Below are 19,813 nucleotides of genomic sequence, written 5' to 3' on the forward strand. Positions count from 1 at the left end.
GGCCTAGTCTATTGAAAGGCCGGGGTCGGAAGGTCGTTCATCCTCGTCCAGCAGCTCAGCGTCAAGCGGGGCGAAGACAAGTTCAGGCGGTTCTTCCGGCGGCAGACCATACTCATCCAGAGCATGATCCTGCACATCTCCCAGCTCAGCATCCGGGAAGACGGCCAGAATGGCCTTCACCAGCGGGTGCGCCTGCGCGGTGCGCCGCTGGAACTGAATAATTTCCGCCCCCTGCTCATCCAGCGTGGGCTCGCCTTCCTCCTGAGACAGGCGAATACGCCAGGACATACCAGACGCGTTTTCCAGCACTTTCTGAAACTGGCGCGGCAGATCAGCCGGTAACCCCGGCTGCATACGCATGGTAATGGCTCCGGGCGTAAAAGAGACAATGTGCACCCCATTGCGCAGGGTACCGTGCAGCAGCGCCTCCCGCTGGTCCTTCACCAGAGCAACTGCCTCACGCCAGGTCCGGGGCACCACTGGCCCCTGCAGTTCCGGGGCGGGGACGGGGTCCGGCTCGGCGTCAGGCACCGGAACCGGAGTGAGATCATGCTCTGGCTCTGGCACAGGCTCCTGCACGGCAACAGCCGCCACCGCAGCAGGGGCTCGTGCCGCCACGGATGTTCCCGCAACCATACGCAGGGGTGGCGGGCCGTCCTGTCCGCCCGATCTGCCGCCGTCAGACCGGGCTTCACTCAGGGCAGAGGGCATCTGTCCCCCCTGCCCGGACAGCCGCCGCACCAGATCCTCAGGTGAGGGCAGGTCTGCCACGTAGCACAGGCGGATCAGCACCATATCCGCCGCAGCCCGGCGGTCTGGTGCCATTTCCACTTCCTTCAGCCCCTTCACCAGCATCTGCCAGGCGCGCATCAGCACCGGTACGGGCAGGGCTTCCGCCATTTCGGTGCCACGCACCCGTTCGGCTTCCGGCATATCTGCCGAATCCCGCAGGGAGGGCACGGCCCGCAGGCGCGAGATGGTGTGGATCAGGTCCAGCATATCGCCCAGAACCAGCCCCAGATCCGCCCCGCGGGCATGGGCGGCATCCGCCAGCGCCAGAGCCTGATCGGGCTTGCCGGTCATGGCGGCTTCCAGCAGGTCAAACACCACCTGCCGGTCGGCCAGCCCCAGCATGTCACTCACAACGGATGCGCCGATTTCGGCCGCATCCTCACCCTGCGCAATCGCCTGATCCAGCAGGGACAGACCATCACGCACGGAGCCATCCGCCGCACGGGCAATCAGCGCCAGAGCGTCCTCAGACAACCGGACCTGTTCTTTTTCAGCAATCCGGGCAAACAGTGCCGCCAGATCAGCCTGCGGCACGCGGCGGAGGTCAAACCGCTGGCAGCGGGAAAGTACCGTTACCGGCACCTTCCGTAATTCCGTTGTGGCAAAAATGAACGTGACCTGCGCAGGCGGCTCTTCCAGCGTCTTGAGCAACGCGTTGAAGGCGTTGCGTGAGAGCATGTGCACTTCGTCAATAATAAAGACCTTCATGCGGCCCTGCATGGGGCGGAACCGCGTGGCCTCAATAATCTCGCGCACATCATCCACGCCGGTGCGGGAGGCAGCATCCATTTCCAGCACGTCAGGGTGCCGGTCATTCAGAATGGCAACACAGTTGGCGCATACACCGCACGGATCTGCCGTGGGGCCGCCCTTGCCATCCGGACCAATACAGTTGAGTGCGCGGGCAATAATCCGCGCCGTGGTCGTTTTCCCCACCCCGCGCACGCCAGTCAGCATAAAGGCATGCGCCACGCGCCCCAGCGCGAAGGCATTGCGCAGGGTACGGACCATCGCTTCCTGACCAATCAGGTCATCAAACGTGGTGGGCCGGTATTTGCGCGCCAGAACGCGATAGGGGGAGGAAGTCTGAGGTTCCGGGGCCGGTGCCGCGGGCGGCGCATCGCCAAACAGACCGGGGCCTTCCATCACAGGATCGGGAAGCCCGTCATCCCGGGAGTGGTGCGCTTCGGTCTTATCGGTCATGACAGTTCCGAGGAAAAAAACTCACGCTGCTGCGGCCTGAGGCCCTGAGCGGAAAAAGGTGGAAAGCCGAACGATGACCCGGACGAAACTCACTAGGGCTGCTTCCTTCCGGACCTGACCAGGTTAGCAAGGCGCCCGTCCACCGCCGACTTTCCGGGAGCACAGATAGCACCAAACCGCGCCGCCTGCCAACCCTGCCCTTTTCCCTCTTTGCCTTGCGGGAAGCGGCAGGCTAGGAGGTATAAGGTCTGAGCCATTCCTTGCCCCTTCAGAGAGTCTGCGCGTGTCCAAATTCAGCCTGTTCCCCCATGCCGCCATGGTCCTGCTGGCTTCCGCCCTGACCGCAGTCCCTTTTTACGCGCATGCCGAGGATGAAGATAACAACTCCTCCGTACGCAGCACCGTGCCCAACGCACAGCTCCAGAAGGAACTGGCCGTGCTGCAATACAAGCCCGAGGCCGCCAGCCCCGCCTGCATCGACTCCCTGAAGGAACTGCACAAAACTCAGGCCCAGTTGCAGGAAGAACAGACCCGCACGAATGATCAGGATCTGGCCATTGCGCAGGACGTGCTGGAATCCGATTTTGAAAATTCCATCGAAATCTGCTCGCCCGACGTGCGGCAGCTTTGTGAAACACCCAACCCGGAAAAAGCACTGGCGCAGGCCTGTGAGCGGCTGGGCAGCATTCCGGATGGCCCCGCCCCTGCCCCCTGAGCCCGCCTGAAAAGAGGGCCGGGCTGCCTCTGGCATCTATTTTGAAAAAGATATAATCCTGAGGGCCTGTCTTCCGCCTCCCTTGCAAAGAGCGCCCATTTGACCCGAGCACGATCCTATGCCTGAGCCTGTTGTGCCCCCCCACTTTCCGCACGGTCCGGCCATTCTGGCCGTTGATGGCGGCGGCACAAAAACACTGGCTGTACGGGTTGGGCCAGACGCGTCCGTTCAGGCCCAGCAGGTCACCCGAGGCTGCAACCCGTTTGATCAGCCGGACTGGCAGGCCATTCTCACGGATCTTGTCTCCCCGCTGGCCTCTGGTGTGCAGGCAGCAGCCTTCGGCGTTGCCGGGTACGGGGAGAACCGGGAAACCGGCCGCCAGCTTCAGGCGCATGTGCAGCAGCTTTTCCCTGCAACACCTGCCAGCCTGACTAATGATGTAGACATGGCCTGCATCGGCGCGTTTGCCGGGGGCGCTGGCGTCCTCCTGCTCTCCGGCACAGGCTCCATGGCCTGGGCCTCAGACGGCGCTGGCCAGACAGCCCGCGTGGGCGGCTGGGGTCCCGTGTTTGGCGATGAAGGCAGCGCTTACTGGATTGGCCGCAAAGCCCTGCAACGGGTCTGTCAGACCATGGACGGGCGCGCTCCGGAAGCACAGTCCTTCGCCCGGCAGATCTGCGCTGCCATGAACTGGCCCGATGCAAATCCGGCAGCACTGGACGCCCTGCTGGGATGGTATAACCAGCAGGACCGCCCCCGCCCCGCCATTGCCCACTGCGCCCGGCTGATTGATGATATGGCGGAAGCCGGTTGCCCGGAAGCCCGTGCGCTTATCACGCGGGCCGCGCAGCACCTCGCCGTTCTTGTTCAGACGGCCCGCACGCGTTTTTCTGACCATGACCTGCCGTGGAGCTACGCGGGAAGTGTGTTCAAGAGCGCCCTGCTCCGCACCACGCTGACGGACCTGTGCGGCGCACCGCAGCCTCCGCGCCTGCCGCCTGTTGGCGGTGGCCTTGTGCAGGCCGCCAGACTGGCCGGATGGCCGATTGACGCAGAATGGATTGCACGCCTTGCGCATGCTCTGAACACATAGACTTTTCAAAAACAGGAGCCCCCTATGTCAGAGCTTGATGGACACCTCGTTCTTCCTGACCGGATCATGCCCGGACGCCTCTCTTTCTCCGGACAGATTGAGGCCACGGAAGCCCGGAGCGCTGTGCCGGACCGCTATATTCTTCCGGGCTTTATTGATGGCCATGTGCATGGTGGCAACGGCGCAGACACTATGGATGGTGTGGAGGCCATTCACACGCTCTCCCGCTTCCACGCACAGCATGGCACCACCACTATTCTGCCCACCACCATTACCCGCCCCTGGGCTGACGTGATGGAGGCTCTGCGTGCTGTCGCGGAAGTGGTGCGCTCGCAAATTCCCAAGGGTCCGGTGGTGCATGGGGCACATCTGGAAGGGCCGTTTGTCAGCCCGCACAAGCTGGGCGCACAGCCCCCCTATGCCATTCCGCCAACTGCGGAACGCGTGGCCGAAGCACTGGGGACGGGCTGTGTGCGCGTTGTAACCCTTGCGCCGGAACTCCCGCACAGCCAGACCGCCATCAAACAGTTTGCAGACGCCGGGGTGCGCGTCAGCATTGGTCATACCGTCGCGGAGTATGAAGAAACCAGCAGCGCGATCTGCCAGATCTGTGCCGCCGGGGGCGTGGCGGGGGGCACTCATCTGTTCAACGCCATGGCCCCCATTACCAGCCGCAAGCCCGGCCCCGTTACCGCCCTGATGTGCAGCGATGCTTACGCGGAAATGATTTTTGATACTCACCACGTCCACCCGGCCACGTTCCGGCTGGCGCATCGCGTTATGGGCGGGCGGCTGGTTTTTGTAACAGACGCCATGCGCGCCACCGGCCTGCCGGAAGGGCCAAGCCAGCTTGGCGGGCAGGACGTGATGGTGAAAGACGGCACCGCCCGGCTACCCGATGGTAGTCTGGCCGGAAGCGTTCTGACGTTGGATCAGGCATTACGCAACGCCCTTCAGGCTGGCACGCCGCTACTGGAAGCTGCGGCGCTGCTCAGCACCAATCCGGCCCGGTATCTGGGCCTGACGGACCGGGGTACGCTGGAAGCCGGAAAGCGGGCTGATTTTGTTGTGCTGGATTCCGCTTTTACAGTTCAGGAAGTCTGGGTGGGCGGCGCGCGCATCCATTAAACGCACGCCCGGACTCCAGACTTACCTGCGCCCGCTCCGGCCAACCGGCCAAGGACGCCAGCCAAAACAGGCGCAATAAAAAAGGAAGAAGAGCAGGGTAAACCGCTCTTCTTCCTTTTTATGTCAATCCAACTGAAAGATCAGGCGGGCAGGCGGCTTATGGCTGCAAGACCTTCCGCACAGCCCAGAACAGCGGCTTTTTCTTTCGCCGTCAGTTGTGTTTCCAGCACCGCAAGGCTCGGCGCTTCCGCTACCTTCAGCAACCCGACCAGTTGATCAGGGTTGATCGGGTCCCCCGCTTTGCGGGATGGGGGCAGCATGGCGGCATGCGCCTGAAACAGTCCCGCATCCGCCCGCAGGGCACGCAAAGCATCATCCGGCAGGGCAGGGCCGTGATCTTCGGCCACGGCCTGTTCCGTTTTCACCAGCACATCCGGCGGATGCGTTTCTTCCGGCACCAGAAGCAGGCCAGCTTTTTTAAAATTCTGCCCGACATCACGGCTACTGGTCATGACAACCAGAGGGATAGAAAAAACCAGCCCGAGCAGAACAGGCGTCATCCAGAAGAACAGGGATGGGGAGACAACCCACGCGCCGATCCCCAGCAACAGGCCAAAAATGGTGAATTTGGCGTATTGCCGGACAACAACCGTAAACGGCACGCCACCATCGTCCCGCTTCTGCGTGTTCCAGCCAGAATCATGCCCGGAAAGAATGGACAGCACTCCGGACGTCTGGATCAGCATCGCGATGGGGGCAATCAGACCACCAATCAGCGTTTCCACCAGCACGGACGCCGCGGCGCGGATGGCTCCGCCACACCCACGGCAGGTTGCGCGGTCAAACAGCAGCGCAATATAGGCCAGCAGCTTGGGGGCCAGCAGAATGGCCATGGTGCCGATAAACACGTACTTTGCCTGCACCGGGTCCACATGCGGCCAGTGCGGGTAAAGCAGTTTGGTATCCCCAAAATATTCGGGCCGCTCAAAATGCGCCTGAAGGGAGATCAGAATCCCGGTCAGCAGGAACACCAGCCAGAGCGGGGAGGTGACGTACGCGCCAATCCCCACCACCATATGCATCCGGCTGATCCAGTGCAGCTTTTTGGTGGGCAGCACTTTCACATGTTGCAGGTTGCCCTGACACCAGCGCCGGTCACGAATAGCCACATCCGTCAGAGAGGGCGGGCTTTCCTCGTAAGATCCATCCAGCCCCGGCACCATATGAATGGCCCAGCCGCCCCGGCGCATCAGTGCGGCTTCTACAAAGTCATGGCTCAGAATATGGCCGCCAAACGGCTTACGCCCCGGCACATGCGGCAGACCAGCCTGCCCGGCAAAAGCCTGTGTGCGGATAATGGCATTATGGCCCCAGTAATTACCTTCCGAGCCATGCCACCAGGCAATACCGTGCGCAATCACTGGCCCGTAAACACGCCCGGCAAACTGCTGGAGGCGGGCAAACAGCGTGGTGCCCCCCACAATCACCGGCAATGTCTGAATCAGCCCGACACCGGGGTTGCGCTCCATGGCTCCGGCCATCCGCACCAGGGTCTCGCCAGACATGACGGAGTCCGCATCCAGTGTGACCATGGTGTCATAGGCGCCGCCAAAACGGCGTACCCATTCCCCCACGTTCCCGGCCTTGCGTTCCACATTGTTGTGGCGGCGACGATAGAAAATGCGGTTTTCACCACCCGTCTGGGCGCGCAGAGCAAGAAAAGCCGCTTCCTCTTCCACCCACACATCCGGGTTGGTGGTGTCGGAGAGGATAAAAACGTCAAACGCCTCGACCTGACCTGTTTCACACAGGCTGGTATAAATGGCCTTCAGCCCCGCCATCACACGATGCGGGGGTTCATTATACGTGGGCAGCAGCAGAGCCGTGCGGGACCGCAGGACAGGGAGCGGGCCAGAGCGGGTAATGCCCAGACCGAGGCCACCGCGGGTAATCAGCGAGACAAACCCGGCGAGGGAGGAGGTAAACGCCAGCGCAATCCACAGGAACAACGCCACAAACAGCACCAGCATCACCACACCAAGGATGGTGGTGCCATTGGCATCCAGCACTTTGTGGGTGCGCCATGCGCCAAAAACAGTCAGCGCAAGGGCTGACCCCAGAACCAGAAAGCGCCGCACACCAATACTTGCCGGGGAGGTAGAAGGCGTCCTGCTCCGACCTTCCATATCCGGCGCGGCATGCAGGTCCTGCACCGGCATGGCCAGAGGTGCTTCTGGCGGCAGGGCCTGAAAGGGTACGGCGTGCAGGTCAGGCGGTGTCATTACGGCGTCCAACGATACACCCATTCTTCTGAGACCGGGCCGCTGTCTGCTGCCAGAACACAGCGCAGCTCCACAACTTTTTCATCCCCCGGCACAAATTCAAAGGTTGTGCGCCAGCCATTGATATTCGGGTTGGGTTCTACCACCACATTACGGATTTTGCCGGCGGAAGACTGTGGTTCCAGATGGAACTTCGTGTCCTTGGGCAGGCGCTCAAACGGCACACCCATAAAATCAATGGAGAAGAAGCGGGCCGTTTTATCGTCCACCACAGCCCCGACGCGGGTTGCGCCAATACGGGCCAGCGGCGTGGGGAAGGGGGCATCCCACCCCCAGTACATCCGGTAGGTAAAACTGTATTCCTTCCCGGCTTCCAGCGGTGTTTTGGGCCGCCAGAAGGAGACGATATTGTCATTCACTTCATTCGGGGTCGGGATTTCCACCAGATCCACCCAGCCCTGCCCCCAGTCCCCGATGGGTTCAATCCACAGAGACGGCCGTTTTTCATAATTCAGGGCCAGATCTTCAAAATCATGGAAGTTCCGGCGGCGCTGCATCAGACCAAAGCCCCGCGGGGAATCATCCGAAAACGCCGAGAACTGCAGATCCAGCGGGTTCCGCAGCGGGCGGAACAGTTCCTGCCCTGCGCCGGTCCACATCTGGAGGGCCTCACTATCATGCGCGGCGGGACGCCAGTCATCCACATGTGTGCGGTCATTGGCGTCAAAATAGAACATGCCCGTCAGCGGAGCGATGCCGGACTGGTCAATTTTGGTGCGGGGATAGAGGGTGGACTGCACGTCAAACACCGTCGTATCGCCCGGACGAATGGTAAAGCGGAACGCCCCGGCAACGGAGGGACTGTCCAGCAGCGCGTGCACCACCACGGCTTTTACGCCCGGCTGTGGTTTTTCCAGCCAGAAGGCCCGGAAAAGGGCAAATTCCTCACCCTTCGGGTCCCCTGTGCCGTCCGCAAAGCCCCGGGCAGACAGGCCATAGCTCTGCCCTTTGGCAACGGCGCGGAAGTAGGATGCCCCCAGAAACACGCAGAATTCTTCCATCACACCGGGAGTGTTGATGGGTGTGCGCAGACGCAGCCCGGCAAAGCCGAGATTTTCGTCTACTTTCAGGGATGGGTCACCATAAGTGAACAGATCGGCGGAATAGGGAACAGGCTCGGATTTCCCGTCCTTGATCTCAAAAATATCAATCCGGGGGCGGTAGAGAAAGCCACGCGGAAAAAACGCAACATCAAACGCCAGGCTGTCATCATGCCACAACGTCCGGTCTTCCCGGTAGGCAATGCTGCGGAACTGGTCAAAATTCAGATTATCCAGCGCTTTGGGCAAGGTCTGGTCCGGCCCGTGATAGGGCGCACTGGCAAGACGACGGGCAATCTGCCGCACCGTCATGTCATCAAACATACCCGTCGCTCCTTCAAGCCCTTCTGCCCGCGCCTGCCGGGCAACGCCGCCCGCCAGAGTAGCGAGTGTCGCCCCCGCGCCAATCCGAATTAAGTCCCGCCGCTGTACAGATGAAGACACTCCAGACTCCCGAATTCCCTATGATTTAGGGGCTAAAAATTTCTTTTGTGACAAAATCACCGTGTGATACGGCTTTTTAAGGGCATTCCACGATTTGTGGTGTTAAGAGTTTTTCAAGTTCAGCAAGATGGGCCTCAGCAACCTGTGCTGCCTGTTTTTCAATATCCCGGTAACAGCGCACCACAGCCTCGCCTTCGGCTGTCAGAAACGCGCCGCCGCCGCCGCCGGGCCGCGTCACAACCAGCGGTTCACGGAACATCTGGTTCAGACTATCCACCAGCAGCCATGTCCGGCGATAGGACATGCCCATAGCGCGCCCCGCCGCAGAAATAGACCCTGTTTCCGCCAGTTGCTCAAGCAGACGAATTTTCCCATGCCCCAGAGCAGGTTTTTTGTCCGCATCCACCCGCAAGGTCAGTCTTAACCGCTCAGTCATTCACCTGCCCGCGTTCGCGTTCCCGTTCTCTGCATGATACCATAAGAACATGATGTTTTCTTTTACCCGGACCCGCGCCCCGGCCATCTTCTCATGACACATCTCAACGCAGATATCATCTGGCGCCCCATGAGACCAGATGATCTTGCCGCCATCATAACACTCGCGGCACACATCCACCCGGATTATCCGGAAGATGACGATATTTTCAGAGAACGGCTGAGGCTTGCCCCGTCAGGCTGCTTTGTGCTGGCCGATGCAAGCGGGGTGCATGGCTATCTGATCAGCCACCCGTGGGCGGGGCATCTCTCCCCGCGCCTGAACTGCCTTCTGCACCATCTGCCTGCCCAGCCGGAAAGCTGGTATCTGCATGACCTTGCTCTGGCTGAAACCGTAAGGGGGCAGGGGCGTGCCAAAGAGGCCATCCTGCTGGCAGAACACGCTGCCCGGAAGGCAAATCTGCCGGTGCTCAGCCTGACAGCAACCGGGCCAGCCCGCACATTCTGGCTAAAGCAGGGCTTTACGCCAGAAGATATTTCCGAGGCTGAAAAAGCCGTGCTGGCCTCGTATGATCCCGAAGCCAGCTTTTTGTCCCGACCTGTTTCAGGCCGGGTCTAAACGACTGAAAAGAACCGCTTAGTCTTCCACATGGTGCTCGGGGGCCAGCATCATGGCTTCCGCCACAATACCGGAATGTTCACGCACCTTGCGTTCAATCTCGGCAGCCATTTCAGGGTGGTCACGCAGGAACTGCTTGGAGTTTTCACGCCCCTGACCAATCCGCTGGCTGTCATAGGAGAACCATGCGCCGGATTTTTCCACCACACCGGCTTTCACGCCCAGATCAATCAGTTCCCCGACCTTGCTGATGCCTTCACCATACATGATATCGAACTCGACCTGACGGAACGGCGGGGCCATCTTGTTCTTGACCACCTTCACCCGCGTCTGGTTGCCCACCACCTCATCCTTGTCCTTGATGGACCCGATGCGGCGGATATCCAGACGCACGGAGGCGTAGAACTTCAGTGCGTTCCCGCCCGTCGTGGTTTCCGGGTTGCCAAACATCACGCCAATTTTCAGACGGATCTGGTTCAGGAAGATCATCATGGTGTTGGAGCGCGCAACGGAGCCTGTCAGCTTACGCAGCGCCTGACTCATCAGACGGGCATGCAGGCCGACATGGCTGTCACCCATATCCCCTTCAAGCTCGGCACGCGGCACAAGGGCCGCCACACTATCCACCACCAGCACATCAATCGCGCCAGAGCGCACCAGTGTGTCCGCAATTTCCAGCGCCTGCTCACCCGCGTCGGGCTGGCTGATCAGCAGATTATCAATATCCACGCCCAGCTTCTTGGCGTAGCCGGGGTCCAGCGCGTGCTCGGCATCAATAAAGGCGCAGGTGCCGCCCCGCTTCTGGGCCTCTGCAATGGCATGCAGCGCCAGCGTGGTTTTACCGGAGCTTTCCGGGCCGTAAATTTCAATTACACGGCCACGCGGCAGGCCGCCAATCCCCAGAGCGATATCCAGCCCCAGAGAGCCAGTGGGAACCACGTCCGCCTGTTCCTTCGGGCGCTGTCCCAGCCGCATGACAGACCCTTTCCCAAAAGCCCGTTCAATCTGCCCGAGCGCGCCTTCAAGAGCTTTTGCCTTATCCATCATTCACCTTTCCTGTGGCCATCGACTACGGCCGGGAGTGCTGCACTGTTTCAAGACGTGCCATAAAAGCCGCGTACCGGGCAATGACCGGGATCACACCCCGATCCTCGCTCAGGCACCTTAAAAATGGTGTTTCCACCTGTTCTTATAGAAACAAAACGAGAACACTTCAAGCCGGAAACAGGCGGCCAAAAGCCGCCTTGCCTCCTGCCGCCAGCGCGACAGACCTTATTTGGTATGGCTGGAAGAGACCGCAAGGCCAGAGCCGCGCGGATCGGTCCACCCGAAGCATTTTCCGGAATCGCCCGGCAGCCCCGCAGGGCAGGACACAAAATTGGCGCGCCCCACACCGTCCGTCACGGTCGGGCGCTGCCCGGCAATCGCTGCCCGCAGTGCAATGGCTGCCGTATCCGCCGCAACATTCTGGCCAGAAGCCGTCGCCGCCGCGCGGAACTGGCTGGTGCCCTGATGCGCGATAGCCGCCGTCAGCAATGGCAGCGGACGCCGCACGGGGGAGGCCGCCAGCACGATCCCGGTCGAGCCAGCAACACGGCCGGTGCCGAACAGATTGTTCATGGTCAGGCCACAGCTGACCGTCTCACCCGTCCGGTCCGTCACCACAAAAGATGTGGAAGCAGGCAGGGGCGGCAGAGCAGACCCGGAAGGCAGGCTGCCACCCTGCAACAGGGCCTGCGCATCTGCTGCGGTCATCGCGGCCCCTTTGCCGGTCTGACGGGCGCGCCAGCCGGATACAACGGCTTCCGCCCGGACACCGGAATGGCCGTGATCATCCATCGCGCTATAAGCGGCGGCCGTTCCCAGCCCGCCATCGGCTGGCGGCGGCAGGAAGCTGATATCCAGTCCGCCGGAGCGCAGGGTCAGAGGCTGCTCCGCCACAGGCAGGCTGCTGCGCATATCCGCCGGTGTCAGACCCGCACCCGCTGCCTGAGATGCCAGCGTAAAGCTCTGCGCCAGAGAGCCGTTATACAGGTCCCCCACCCCGGCAATCCGCAGGCGCTCAAGCGCCCCGGCCAGACGCGGCTGCACCATCAGGTCATTCGCGCCCAGAACGGTACCGTTGCTGTTGGCAAAAATGGCGCGCGTTTTTTCATCCGCCAGCAGCGGCGTCTGCACCGCCGCCAGATCGGACGCCAGAAGGCCACCCACCGGCACGCCATCCGTCGCCAGATTACGGGCAGGCACGACCAGATCCGCAAAGTCAACATGGCCATAGCGCAACTGCATCAGATACAGGCCACGGGCCAGCATGGGCACGGCTGCCGGGCGGTCAGACTGCGCGGGGGTCTGCCCCGCGCGCGGCAGGAAAACAAAGGCCTGCCCCTGTGCATCCCCCGGACGCCAGGCCAGACAGGCTCCACCTGCCCCCAGCGAGGCGCGGGAGGGCAGGGTGACGGACAAGGCCAACCCCAGAGCCGCCGCGGCATCCGCCGCGTTCCCGCCCTGCGCCAGCACATCCCGCGCGACCAGAGCCGCCTGCGGTTCATCCGCCACAACCTCACCCACAAACCCCGTCAGGGCAGGGTGAGACTGCCTGGCCGGGCTATCATCCGCAAAGATGCTACAGGCTGTCAGGGGGATGGTGAGGGAACAGGCCATCAGTAGCGACGCCATCCGGGCTGAACAGGTCTTCATGAAATGCTCGGGCACGCCTTGATGTCTCCATTGCTCTGGTCTGCCCGCATGCCGGGCGTCTGAAACTCTGTTCTGGATTACCGCTGTTCCGGGCGTGCAGCAACACACACGCGGCATTTCCATCCCAGCGGTTCTGCTTTACACATAAAGACACGATGAAAAAGCTGATAACCTTTTCTTTCAGGCGCGCCGCTCTGGCCGGAGCCGCAAGCCTCCTCCTGCTCTGCGGTGGTGCGGTTTCCGCACGGGCGGCGGACAGCAGTTTCAGCCCCGCACAGCGTGCTGAAATTGTTGAAATCCTGCGGAATGCGCTCAGGACGGACCCTTCCATCCTGTCAGACGCCATCAGCTCCCTACAGGCGCAGGCGTCCGCCAGAAAAGCCTCTTCCGCGCTGGAGACGGTGCGCCGGAACAAGGCGCAGTATGGCCAGAGCACGACGGATGTTGTGCTGGGCAATAAATCCGGCAAGCTGGAAGTGGTCGAGTTTTATGACCCCCGCTGCCAGTATTGCCGCAAGGTGCTGGGCGATGTGGACCATCTGCTCGGCTCCGAGCCTGACCTCCGGCTGGTTTTAAAAGTCATTCCCGTGCTCGGGCCTAACAGCGTGATGGATGCACAGGCCATTATGGCCGCAGGGCTTCAGGGCAAATATGTCCCGTTTCAGAAAGCTCTGATGACGGATTCCTCAGCCCCCTCCGCCGAGCGGATCCATCGGATTGCTGAAAATCTCGGGCTGGATGCTGACCGCCTGCAAAAAGACATGAAAAGCCCGGCCGTAACGGCAGCGCTGAGCAAAAATGTCGAACTGGCAAAGGCGATTGATCTGGAAGGCACGCCGACCTTCATTATTGGCGACCGTGAAATTATTCCCGGCGCTGCGTCTGAGAGTGACCTGAAAGCCGCCCTCGACCGGTTGCGTAAAGCAACACACTAAACCCTCTGGCCTGCCCCCGGACCCTGTGAGCCGGGGGCAGGCAGAATGAGGCTTTTAGACCCTCAGCGTTTCAGGCGGCATCTTCCGTCTGGCGGGCAGGCATAATGCCTTCTTCCCGCAGCAGACTCGCCAGAGCGCGCACCATCTCATCCATCATCTCATCCGTATGGAACGGCCCCGGCGTCAGGCGCAGGCGCTCCGTGCCCTGCGGCACCGTGGGGTAATTGATGGGGGTGGCATACTGCCCGTATTCCACAAGCAAACGGCGGCTGATCCGCTTGCAGCGTTCCGCATCGCCCACCGGAATCGGCACGATATGGCTAGGTGTCATGGTAAAGGGCACCCCGGCAGCCCGCAGGCGGGCGCGGAAAGTGTTCACCCGCTCAAACATTTTCTCACGCCGCCAGTTTTCAGCCCGCACCTTGCGCACGCTGGTCAGCGCTGCCCCCACAACTGAGGGAGGAAGGGCAGTGGTGAAAATGAAGCCTGACGCGGTGGAGCGCAGGAAATCCGCAATCTCGGCCGAGGCCGTGATGTAGCCCCCATGCACACCAAAGCCCTTGGCCAGCGTCCCTTCAATAATATCCACCTGATCCGCCACACCATCCCGCTGGGAGATCCCGCCGCCTTCCTCGCCATACAGGCCGACGGCGTGCACTTCATCCAGATAGGTCAGGGCGTTATATTTCCGGGCCAGTGCGCAGATTCCGGCAATGTCGGACACATCCCCGTCCATGGAATAGACGCTTTCAAACGCGATCAGCTTGGGGGCGTCCGCAGGCGCTTCAGCCAGCTTTGCCTCAAGGTCTTTCAGGTCATTATGCTCGAAAATAACCGTCTGAGAGCCGCGCGCGCCCTTGATGCCAGCAATCATGGAGGCATGGTTCAGGCGGTCTGAAAAACAGATCCAGCCGGGCATGGAGGTCAGAATAGTCTGGAGGCTGGCCTGATTGGACACATAGCCGGAGCCAAACAGCAGACCGGCCTCCTTGCCATGCAGGCCGGCCAGTTCGGCTTCCAGCGCAGTATGCAGCGGGCTGGTTCCGGCAATATTGCGGGTGCCACCGGCCCCGGCACCGTGCTCACGGATGGCCGCAATCGCGGCCTCCTGCACTTCCGGCACCACGCCCATGCCCAGATAATCATTGGTGGACCAGACAATCACTTCCCGGCCTTCTGGCAGGGCTGGCAGCTCTTCCTCATACAGAGGGAAACGGTCTGCAAGGCGTGCCAGCGGGGTAAATGTGCGGTAACGCCCCTGCTGCCTGATCGCATTCAACGCCGTATGGCAGTGCTCATAAAACGGATGCCGGGCGTTTTTGATTGATCCCACGCTTATACTCTCCTCGCGTCGTCAGAAACGGTCGGGGCTCGGCGCAGGGCCCGTCGGCCGTCTGGCCGGTCTTCACATAAACTTGTCAGGGTTACTTCACATACACCCTGATAACGGACTTCGTCACGGTCGAATCCGGCATAGCGGCCATTTCCACCTGTGCGGGGGAGGCCCCATCCTTGATAATGGCCTGCGTTACGGCCTGCCCGTCACCCTGCACAAGCTGGACCAGAGCCTGCTGGTCTGTCGCGGAATCCGCGCCCGGCGGCACCAGACACTGCACCACAAACAGGATGTCAGGCTTGCTCGCCAGCGCCTTATGCACAATCTGCTCCACCGGCCCGCTCCATTCTTTTGGAGACGTTCCCGCGACAAGCTCGATCAGCGGCGGCACAGGCGGCGGACCGGGCGGGGCTGGCGGAATATAAGGCACAGGCGGTTTGCCTGCCCGCGCATTGAAGGTTTTCTGGTCCACCAGCTTGCACCCGCTCAGGCACAGCGCAACACCTGCCACAAGCGCCACCCGGAAAAACGGCCCCTTTTCTGTAAAGCGGGAAACAGACAGCATAACGGGCAGAACTCCGGTGTCAGACAAGGGGGGACTCTTCTTGTCCTCTATTCGCGCTCCTTTGCGGCGGACGCAAGGTAAAGCCTCTTATCCGGGCCGCAAAACTTGCTCTCCTCCCCGCCCGGCTTTATTGAGCAGGGCACGATCAGGAAGACCTGTCGTGAGGACAGGCCCGTTACGGCAAGGCAGGCGAATGGCAGCAGCCCTTTCGACAGACCCAACCGACCTGCGGGAAGAGACCCAGCTTTCCGCCCAGCAAAGCGCCGTGGCCAGAATGAGCCGCGCCGCGCGCCTGCTGCTGAATGCGGAACACCTACCGCCCCATGCCCGCACCTTGCTAAACCGGATGTGCCTGCCCGTAACCGCCCTATGGTGCCGCGTGCTGCGGTTTGACCCCAGCGCCCCCGACTGGCCGGACCGGGACCGGTTTGTCGTCCCCTCCACCACCATGCTGCCCCTTCTGCGTGCCATGCTGCGCCTGACCGGCCCGGCGACAGAGGCCGCTCTCCCACTGGAATATGGCCGCCACCCTGCGGTGGAAGTTGCACCGGGGCTGGCAGGGCAGGGTGTCGCCGCCGCCGTGGGCATGGCCTTTGCGGAACAGACGCTGGCGCGCCGCTTTGGCCGCTCTCTGGTCAACCACCGCACATGGGTCCTTGCGCAGGATACGGACCTTGCAACGGGTGTGGCGATGGAAGCCGCCCAGCTTGCCGGGCGCTTCGGGCTGGACAGGCTGGCCGTTCTCGTCACACCCCCCGCAGGCCCTGATAATGGAGACTTTGCCGATTCGCTGACCCGCTTCAGCGCCTCCGGCTGGACCGTACGTAAGGTGGATGCTGGCAATGCCGCTGCCATCAGTTCCGCGCTGGCCGCTACTCTCCGGGCGCGCAAACCAACGCTGATCGCCTGCCTGCCCTCCGCCCCCGGTCATGCTCTGGCCGAGCCACACCTCCCTCCGGAAGAAGAGCTGACCGGCCCATGGAGCCCCACCGCCCGGCGCGGTGCCACCACACGCCGCTCCTGGTTGCGCCGCTTTGCGCGCCACCGCCTGCGCACAGCCTTTGAGCGGGAAATACAGGGCCAGCGCCCGGCGCTGTTTGAGGAAGACTGGCACCGCGCCTGCCACTGGCAGATGCAGAGCGCAGAAGGACACGCAACACAGGATGCAGGCCTTGCCGGGCTGCGCGCTCTTTCTGAACTGCTACCGGAACTGGTCTGCCTGACTGCGGCATCGGCTTATCGTCTTGATCTGGCGGCACCGGTCGCCCTGCCCGCCACACAGCAGGCCCGTGCGCGGCTGCTCCCGGCCGAGCAGTCCTGCGGCATTCAGGATCACGGCATGGCTGGCATGCTAAATGGTATTGCCTTGCATGGCGGCTTGCTGCCCTGCTGTGCCGCCAGCATGATGACAGTGGACCGCATGCGCTCCGCCCTGCGCATGGCCGCCCTCATGCGCCGCAAAGTGCTGTATCTGCTGACAGGAGACGGGCTGGCGCTGGGGGATGGCGGCGGCGGCTGGCAGCCCGTGGAGCAGCTCGCCAGCCTGCGCGCCATGCCGCATCTGGCCGTTTTCCGCCCGTGTGACGTGCGGGAGACCACCGACTGCTGGGAGGCCGCTCTCACATGGCAGGGCGGCCCGGCCATGCTGCTGCTCTGCCCGTATGAAAACCAGCACGGGCCGCTCCCCGCTCCCGCCTTCGGCACCCCCTCCCGCGGGGGGTATGTGGTGAAGCAGGAAGAGACGCGGCAGGTCACGCTGATTGCCTCCGGCCCGGAGGTTGCCATTGCGCTGAAAGCGTCGCACCATCTTGCCCGGCAGGATATCCGGGCCACCGTGGTTTCCATCCCGTGCTGGGAGCTGTTTGCTGAACAGCCCGCCAGCTACCGCAAAACCGTGCTGGGCGCCTCTGGCCTGCGCGTGGGGATTGAGGCCGCTTCCGGCTTTGGCTGGGAACGCTGGCTTGGTGAAGAAGGAGTTTTTGTTGGCATGGATGATTTCGGCACGTCCGCCCCGGTCAACGCATTGTATGAACGTTTCGGCATTACTGTTGAGGCGATCTGTGAGAAGGTGCGGGCGCATCTTCTTACCTCAGGCGCTGAGCGGGGGTCTTCCCTGCGCACGCCGGACCAGCCCCGGACCCGCGTTCGGGGACCGTTAACGACAAGACCATAGAATAAAAAAACGGAGCTTAAAAAACATGGCAGTCAAAATTGCGATCAACGGATTCGGGCGTATTGGCCGGCTTGTTCTGCGTGGTATTATTGAAAGCGGGCGGACGGATGTTGTGCCGGTCGCCATTAACGATCTGGGCAGCGTGTCTGATAACGCTCACCTGCTGAGCTATGACAGCGTGCACGGTCGCCTGCCGGCTGACGTCAAGGTTGATGGCAACAAGCTGATCATCACAGCGCATGGCCGCACATGGGACCCGATTACCGTCTCCGCTGAGCGTGACCCTTCCAAGGTGCCGTTTCAGGGCGTGGATGTGGCCATGGAATGTACGGGCCTGTTCACCTCCAAGGAAAAAGCAGGTCAGCTTCTGGCCGCTGGTGCCCGCAAGGTGATTATTTCCGCTCCGGGCACAGACGCGGATGCCACCATCGTCTACGGCGTGAACCAGAACGTGCTGACACCGGACATGACGGTCATCTCCAACGCCTCCTGCACCACCAACTGTCTGGCCCCTGTGGCCAAGGTGCTGGAAGATACGTTCGGGATTGAACGGGGCTACATGGTCACCATCCATTCCTACACGGGGGATCAGCGCACGGTAGACACCCTGCATAAAGACCTGCGCCGCGCCCGCGCTGCCGCGCTGAACATGATCCCGACCTCCACGGGGGCTGCCCGCGCAGTTGGTCTGGTTCTGCCGCAGCTGAAAGGCAAGCTGGATGGCACCGCCATTCGCGTCCCGACAGCCAACGTCTCCCTCGTCTCACTTGATTTCGTGCCGAAAAAAGTGCCGGGCTCTGTGGAAGAAGTAAACGCCGCCATCAAGGCTGCCGCGTCCGAAGGCCCGCTGAAAGGCATTCTGGCCTATTCCGATGCGCCGCTGGTCAGCTCCGATTTCAACCACACGCTGGCATCCTCCAGCTTTGATGCAACCCAGACGACGCTGGTTGATGGTGGCAAGCTGGTCCGTATCTGCTCCTGGTATGATAATGAATGGGGCTTCTCCAACCGCATGTCCGATACTGCGGCCCTGTTCGGTTCACTCTGATGGCCATTCTCCCCTTCAACACGCTGGATAAGCTTGACCCGCAGGGCAAGCGTATCCTGCTGAGAGCGGATCTGAACGTCCCGATGCAGGACGGAAAGATTTCGGACATGACGCGCATTGAGCGCATTGTGCCCACCATCCGGGAACTGGCGGACAAAGGCGGGCGCGTGATTGTGCTCAGCCATTTTGACCGCCCGAAGGGCAAGGTTGTGCCCGGCCTGTCTCTGGAGCCCATGGCCACCGCTCTGGCCACGGCGCTGGGCAAGCCTGTCAGCTTTATGCATGACTGCATCGGCCCGCAGGCGGAAACCGCAGCCCGCTCCCTGAAAGACGGGGAAGTGCTGCTGCTGGAAAACACCCGCTTCTACCCCGGTGAGGAAACCAACGCACCGGATCTGGCGGCTGAGCTGGCAAAGCTCGGGGACGTGTATGTGAATGATGCGTTCTCCGCAGCGCACCGTGCCCATGCCTCCACCGCCGGTGTGGCCGAACATCTGCCGTCCTTTGCCGGGCGACTGATGGAAGCGGAACTCTCCGCTCTGGATGCGGCGCTGGAAAACCCCGAGCATCCGGTTGGCGCCATTGTTGGCGGCGCGAAAGTGTCCACCAAACTCGCCCTGCTGGAAAACATGCTGGAACGCGTGGATGTTCTGGTGGTCGGCGGGGCTATGGCCAATACCTTCCTCGCGGCTAAAGGCTTCAAGGTCGGCAAATCTCTCAAAGAAGAGGATATGCTCGACACGGCCCGGCAAATTATCGCCAAGGCGCAGGAAAAGAACTGCGATCTGGTTCTGCCAGTAGATGTTGTCCTTTCTGAAGACTTCATGGCCGGTGCGCCCACGCTGGTTGCTCCGGTTGCGGAAATTCCGGATGGCTGGATGGCGCTGGATGTGGGGCCGGAGACGGTCAAACTGCTGAAAGCCAAACTGGCTGGCCTGAAAACACTAGTGTGGAACGGCCCTCTGGGCGTGTTTGAACTGCCTCCGTTTGATGAAGGCACCAATGCCGTCGCACAGGAAGCCGCTCGTCTGACCAAGGCAGGCAGCCTGAAGACCATTGCCGGGGGCGGGGATACCGTGTCCGCTCTGCGTCATGCTGGCGTGCTGGAAGACATGACGTATGTTTCCACCGCAGGCGGTGCGTTTCTGGAATGGCTGGAAGGCAAGGTTCTGCCGGGCCTGACCGCACTCAGCACAACGCTGGAACGGACGATTCCGATCTAAAAAACCCCTTCCTTTTCAGGATGGT

Annotated in this window: 16 protein-coding genes and 1 other RNA gene; 8 read left to right on the forward strand and 9 right to left on the reverse strand. The window is 61.7% G+C overall.

The features are described from left to right. Positions 1–3: 3 nt before the first annotated feature. The gene (locus tag KP699_RS00090; RefSeq protein WP_215761206.1) at positions 4–1,995 is read right to left on the reverse strand and encodes a DNA polymerase III subunit gamma/tau; all 1,992 of its coding nucleotides are present in this window, start codon (positions 1,993–1,995) and stop codon (positions 4–6) included. Between the two features lie 57 nt (positions 1,996–2,052). Continuing rightward, positions 2,053–2,150, reverse strand: an RNA gene (gene ffs / locus KP699_RS00095) — signal recognition particle sRNA small type. 128 nt (positions 2,151–2,278) lie between these two features. Between ffs and KP699_RS00100 the strand changes: the two genes are divergently transcribed. The 3 genes from KP699_RS00100 (at position 2,279) to nagA (ending at position 4,931) form a co-directional block, all read left to right on the forward strand. Continuing rightward, positions 2,279–2,710, forward strand: coding sequence for a hypothetical protein (locus KP699_RS00100; protein WP_237388921.1), 432 nt, complete (start codon positions 2,279–2,281; stop codon positions 2,708–2,710). 118 nt (positions 2,711–2,828) lie between these two features. Continuing rightward, complete coding sequence (locus KP699_RS00105; protein WP_215761207.1) at positions 2,829–3,803, forward strand: BadF/BadG/BcrA/BcrD ATPase family protein; 975 nt, start codon at positions 2,829–2,831, stop codon at positions 3,801–3,803. Positions 3,804–3,869: 66 nt separating this feature from the next. Further along, positions 3,870–4,931, forward strand: coding sequence for an N-acetylglucosamine-6-phosphate deacetylase (gene nagA, locus KP699_RS00110; protein WP_374196859.1), 1,062 nt, complete (start codon positions 3,870–3,872; stop codon positions 4,929–4,931). Positions 4,932–5,071: 140 nt separating this feature from the next. On the opposite strand, the gene mdoH is transcribed toward nagA, so the two are convergent. From mdoH to KP699_RS00125, 3 genes are all read right to left on the reverse strand, one after another. Further along, positions 5,072–7,213: a glucans biosynthesis glucosyltransferase MdoH gene (gene mdoH / locus KP699_RS00115; protein ID WP_215761209.1), complete on the reverse strand. Its 2,142-nt coding sequence runs from the start codon at positions 7,211–7,213 to the stop codon at positions 5,072–5,074. Beyond that, positions 7,213–8,757: a glucan biosynthesis protein gene (locus tag KP699_RS00120; RefSeq protein ID WP_086655628.1), complete on the reverse strand. Its 1,545-nt coding sequence runs from the start codon at positions 8,755–8,757 to the stop codon at positions 7,213–7,215. Before KP699_RS00120 ends, mdoH begins: the two co-directional genes overlap by 1 nt. Before the next feature lie 76 nt (positions 8,758–8,833). Then, the gene (locus KP699_RS00125; RefSeq protein WP_215761210.1) at positions 8,834–9,193 is read right to left on the reverse strand and encodes a winged helix-turn-helix domain-containing protein; all 360 of its coding nucleotides are present in this window, start codon (positions 9,191–9,193) and stop codon (positions 8,834–8,836) included. A gap of 93 nt (positions 9,194–9,286) precedes the next feature. Between KP699_RS00125 and KP699_RS00130 the strand changes: the two genes are divergently transcribed. Then, positions 9,287–9,811, forward strand: a complete 525-nt coding sequence (locus KP699_RS00130) for a GNAT family N-acetyltransferase (protein WP_215761211.1) — start codon at positions 9,287–9,289, stop codon at positions 9,809–9,811. An 18-nt stretch (positions 9,812–9,829) separates the two neighbouring features. On the opposite strand, the gene recA is transcribed toward KP699_RS00130, so the two are convergent. Both recA and KP699_RS00140 read right to left on the reverse strand, forming a co-directional pair. Then, positions 9,830–10,855, reverse strand: coding sequence for a recombinase RecA (gene recA / locus KP699_RS00135; protein ID WP_237388949.1), 1,026 nt, complete (start codon positions 10,853–10,855; stop codon positions 9,830–9,832). A 228-nt stretch (positions 10,856–11,083) separates the two neighbouring features. After that, a complete protein-coding gene (locus KP699_RS00140; protein WP_374196860.1) occupies positions 11,084–12,487 on the reverse strand; it encodes a gamma-glutamyltransferase in 1,404 nt (467 codons plus the stop codon). A gap of 176 nt (positions 12,488–12,663) precedes the next feature. Between KP699_RS00140 and KP699_RS00145 the strand changes: the two genes are divergently transcribed. Then, positions 12,664–13,443: a DsbA family protein gene (locus KP699_RS00145; protein WP_212362917.1), complete on the forward strand. Its 780-nt coding sequence runs from the start codon at positions 12,664–12,666 to the stop codon at positions 13,441–13,443. A gap of 70 nt (positions 13,444–13,513) precedes the next feature. Here KP699_RS00145 and hemA read toward each other — a convergent pair whose 3' ends face one another. Both hemA and KP699_RS00155 read right to left on the reverse strand, forming a co-directional pair. Beyond that, positions 13,514–14,776 (reverse strand): 5-aminolevulinate synthase, encoded by a 1,263-nt coding sequence (gene hemA / locus KP699_RS00150; protein ID WP_212375656.1) that lies wholly within the window; start codon positions 14,774–14,776, stop codon positions 13,514–13,516. Between the two features lie 91 nt (positions 14,777–14,867). Beyond that, positions 14,868–15,371 (reverse strand): hypothetical protein, encoded by a 504-nt coding sequence (locus KP699_RS00155; protein WP_237388919.1) that lies wholly within the window; start codon positions 15,369–15,371, stop codon positions 14,868–14,870. 166 nt (positions 15,372–15,537) lie between these two features. Between KP699_RS00155 and KP699_RS00160 the strand changes: the two genes are divergently transcribed. Genes KP699_RS00160 through KP699_RS00170 form a run of 3 tightly spaced genes read left to right on the forward strand, consistent with a single transcriptional unit; the run spans position 15,538 to position 19,788 of the window. Further along, positions 15,538–17,517: a transketolase-like TK C-terminal-containing protein gene (locus KP699_RS00160; RefSeq protein ID WP_215761212.1), complete on the forward strand. Its 1,980-nt coding sequence runs from the start codon at positions 15,538–15,540 to the stop codon at positions 17,515–17,517. A gap of 25 nt (positions 17,518–17,542) precedes the next feature. After that, positions 17,543–18,565, forward strand: a complete 1,023-nt coding sequence (gene gap, locus KP699_RS00165) for a type I glyceraldehyde-3-phosphate dehydrogenase (RefSeq protein WP_025828332.1) — start codon at positions 17,543–17,545, stop codon at positions 18,563–18,565. Continuing rightward, positions 18,565–19,788 (forward strand): phosphoglycerate kinase, encoded by a 1,224-nt coding sequence (locus KP699_RS00170; protein ID WP_215761213.1) that lies wholly within the window; start codon positions 18,565–18,567, stop codon positions 19,786–19,788. Before gap ends, KP699_RS00170 begins: the two co-directional genes overlap by 1 nt. Positions 19,789–19,813: the final 25 nt, after the last annotated feature.

The organism is Acetobacter sp. P1H12_c, assembly GCF_018811975.1.
Taxonomy (GTDB): domain Bacteria; phylum Pseudomonadota; class Alphaproteobacteria; order Acetobacterales; family Acetobacteraceae; genus Acetobacter; species Acetobacter persici.

Bases quoted from the DNA above. Each gene is read 5' to 3' on its own strand.
- KP699_RS00090 (WP_215761206.1), bottom strand. From the start codon at position 1,995: ATGACCGATAAGACCGAAGCGCACCACTCCCGGGATGACGGGCTTCCC.
- KP699_RS00105 (WP_215761207.1), top strand. From the start codon at position 2,829: ATGCCTGAGCCTGTTGTGCCCCCCCACTTTCCGCACGGTCCGGCCATT.
- nagA (WP_374196859.1), top strand. From the start codon at position 3,870: ATGCCCGGACGCCTCTCTTTCTCCGGACAGATTGAGGCCACGGAAGCC.
- mdoH (WP_215761209.1), bottom strand. From the start codon at position 7,213: ATGACACCGCCTGACCTGCACGCCGTACCCTTTCAGGCCCTGCCGCCA.
- KP699_RS00125 (WP_215761210.1), bottom strand. From the start codon at position 9,193: ATGACTGAGCGGTTAAGACTGACCTTGCGGGTGGATGCGGACAAAAAA.
- KP699_RS00130 (WP_215761211.1), top strand. From the start codon at position 9,287: ATGACACATCTCAACGCAGATATCATCTGGCGCCCCATGAGACCAGAT.
- recA (WP_237388949.1), bottom strand. From the start codon at position 10,855: ATGGATAAGGCAAAAGCTCTTGAAGGCGCGCTCGGGCAGATTGAACGG.
- KP699_RS00140 (WP_374196860.1), bottom strand. From the start codon at position 12,487: ATGGCGTCGCTACTGATGGCCTGTTCCCTCACCATCCCCCTGACAGCC.
- KP699_RS00145 (WP_212362917.1), top strand. From the start codon at position 12,664: ATGAAAAAGCTGATAACCTTTTCTTTCAGGCGCGCCGCTCTGGCCGGA.
- KP699_RS00160 (WP_215761212.1), top strand. From the start codon at position 15,538: ATGGCAGCAGCCCTTTCGACAGACCCAACCGACCTGCGGGAAGAGACC.
- gap (WP_025828332.1), top strand. From the start codon at position 17,543: ATGGCAGTCAAAATTGCGATCAACGGATTCGGGCGTATTGGCCGGCTT.
- KP699_RS00170 (WP_215761213.1), top strand. From the start codon at position 18,565: ATGGCCATTCTCCCCTTCAACACGCTGGATAAGCTTGACCCGCAGGGC.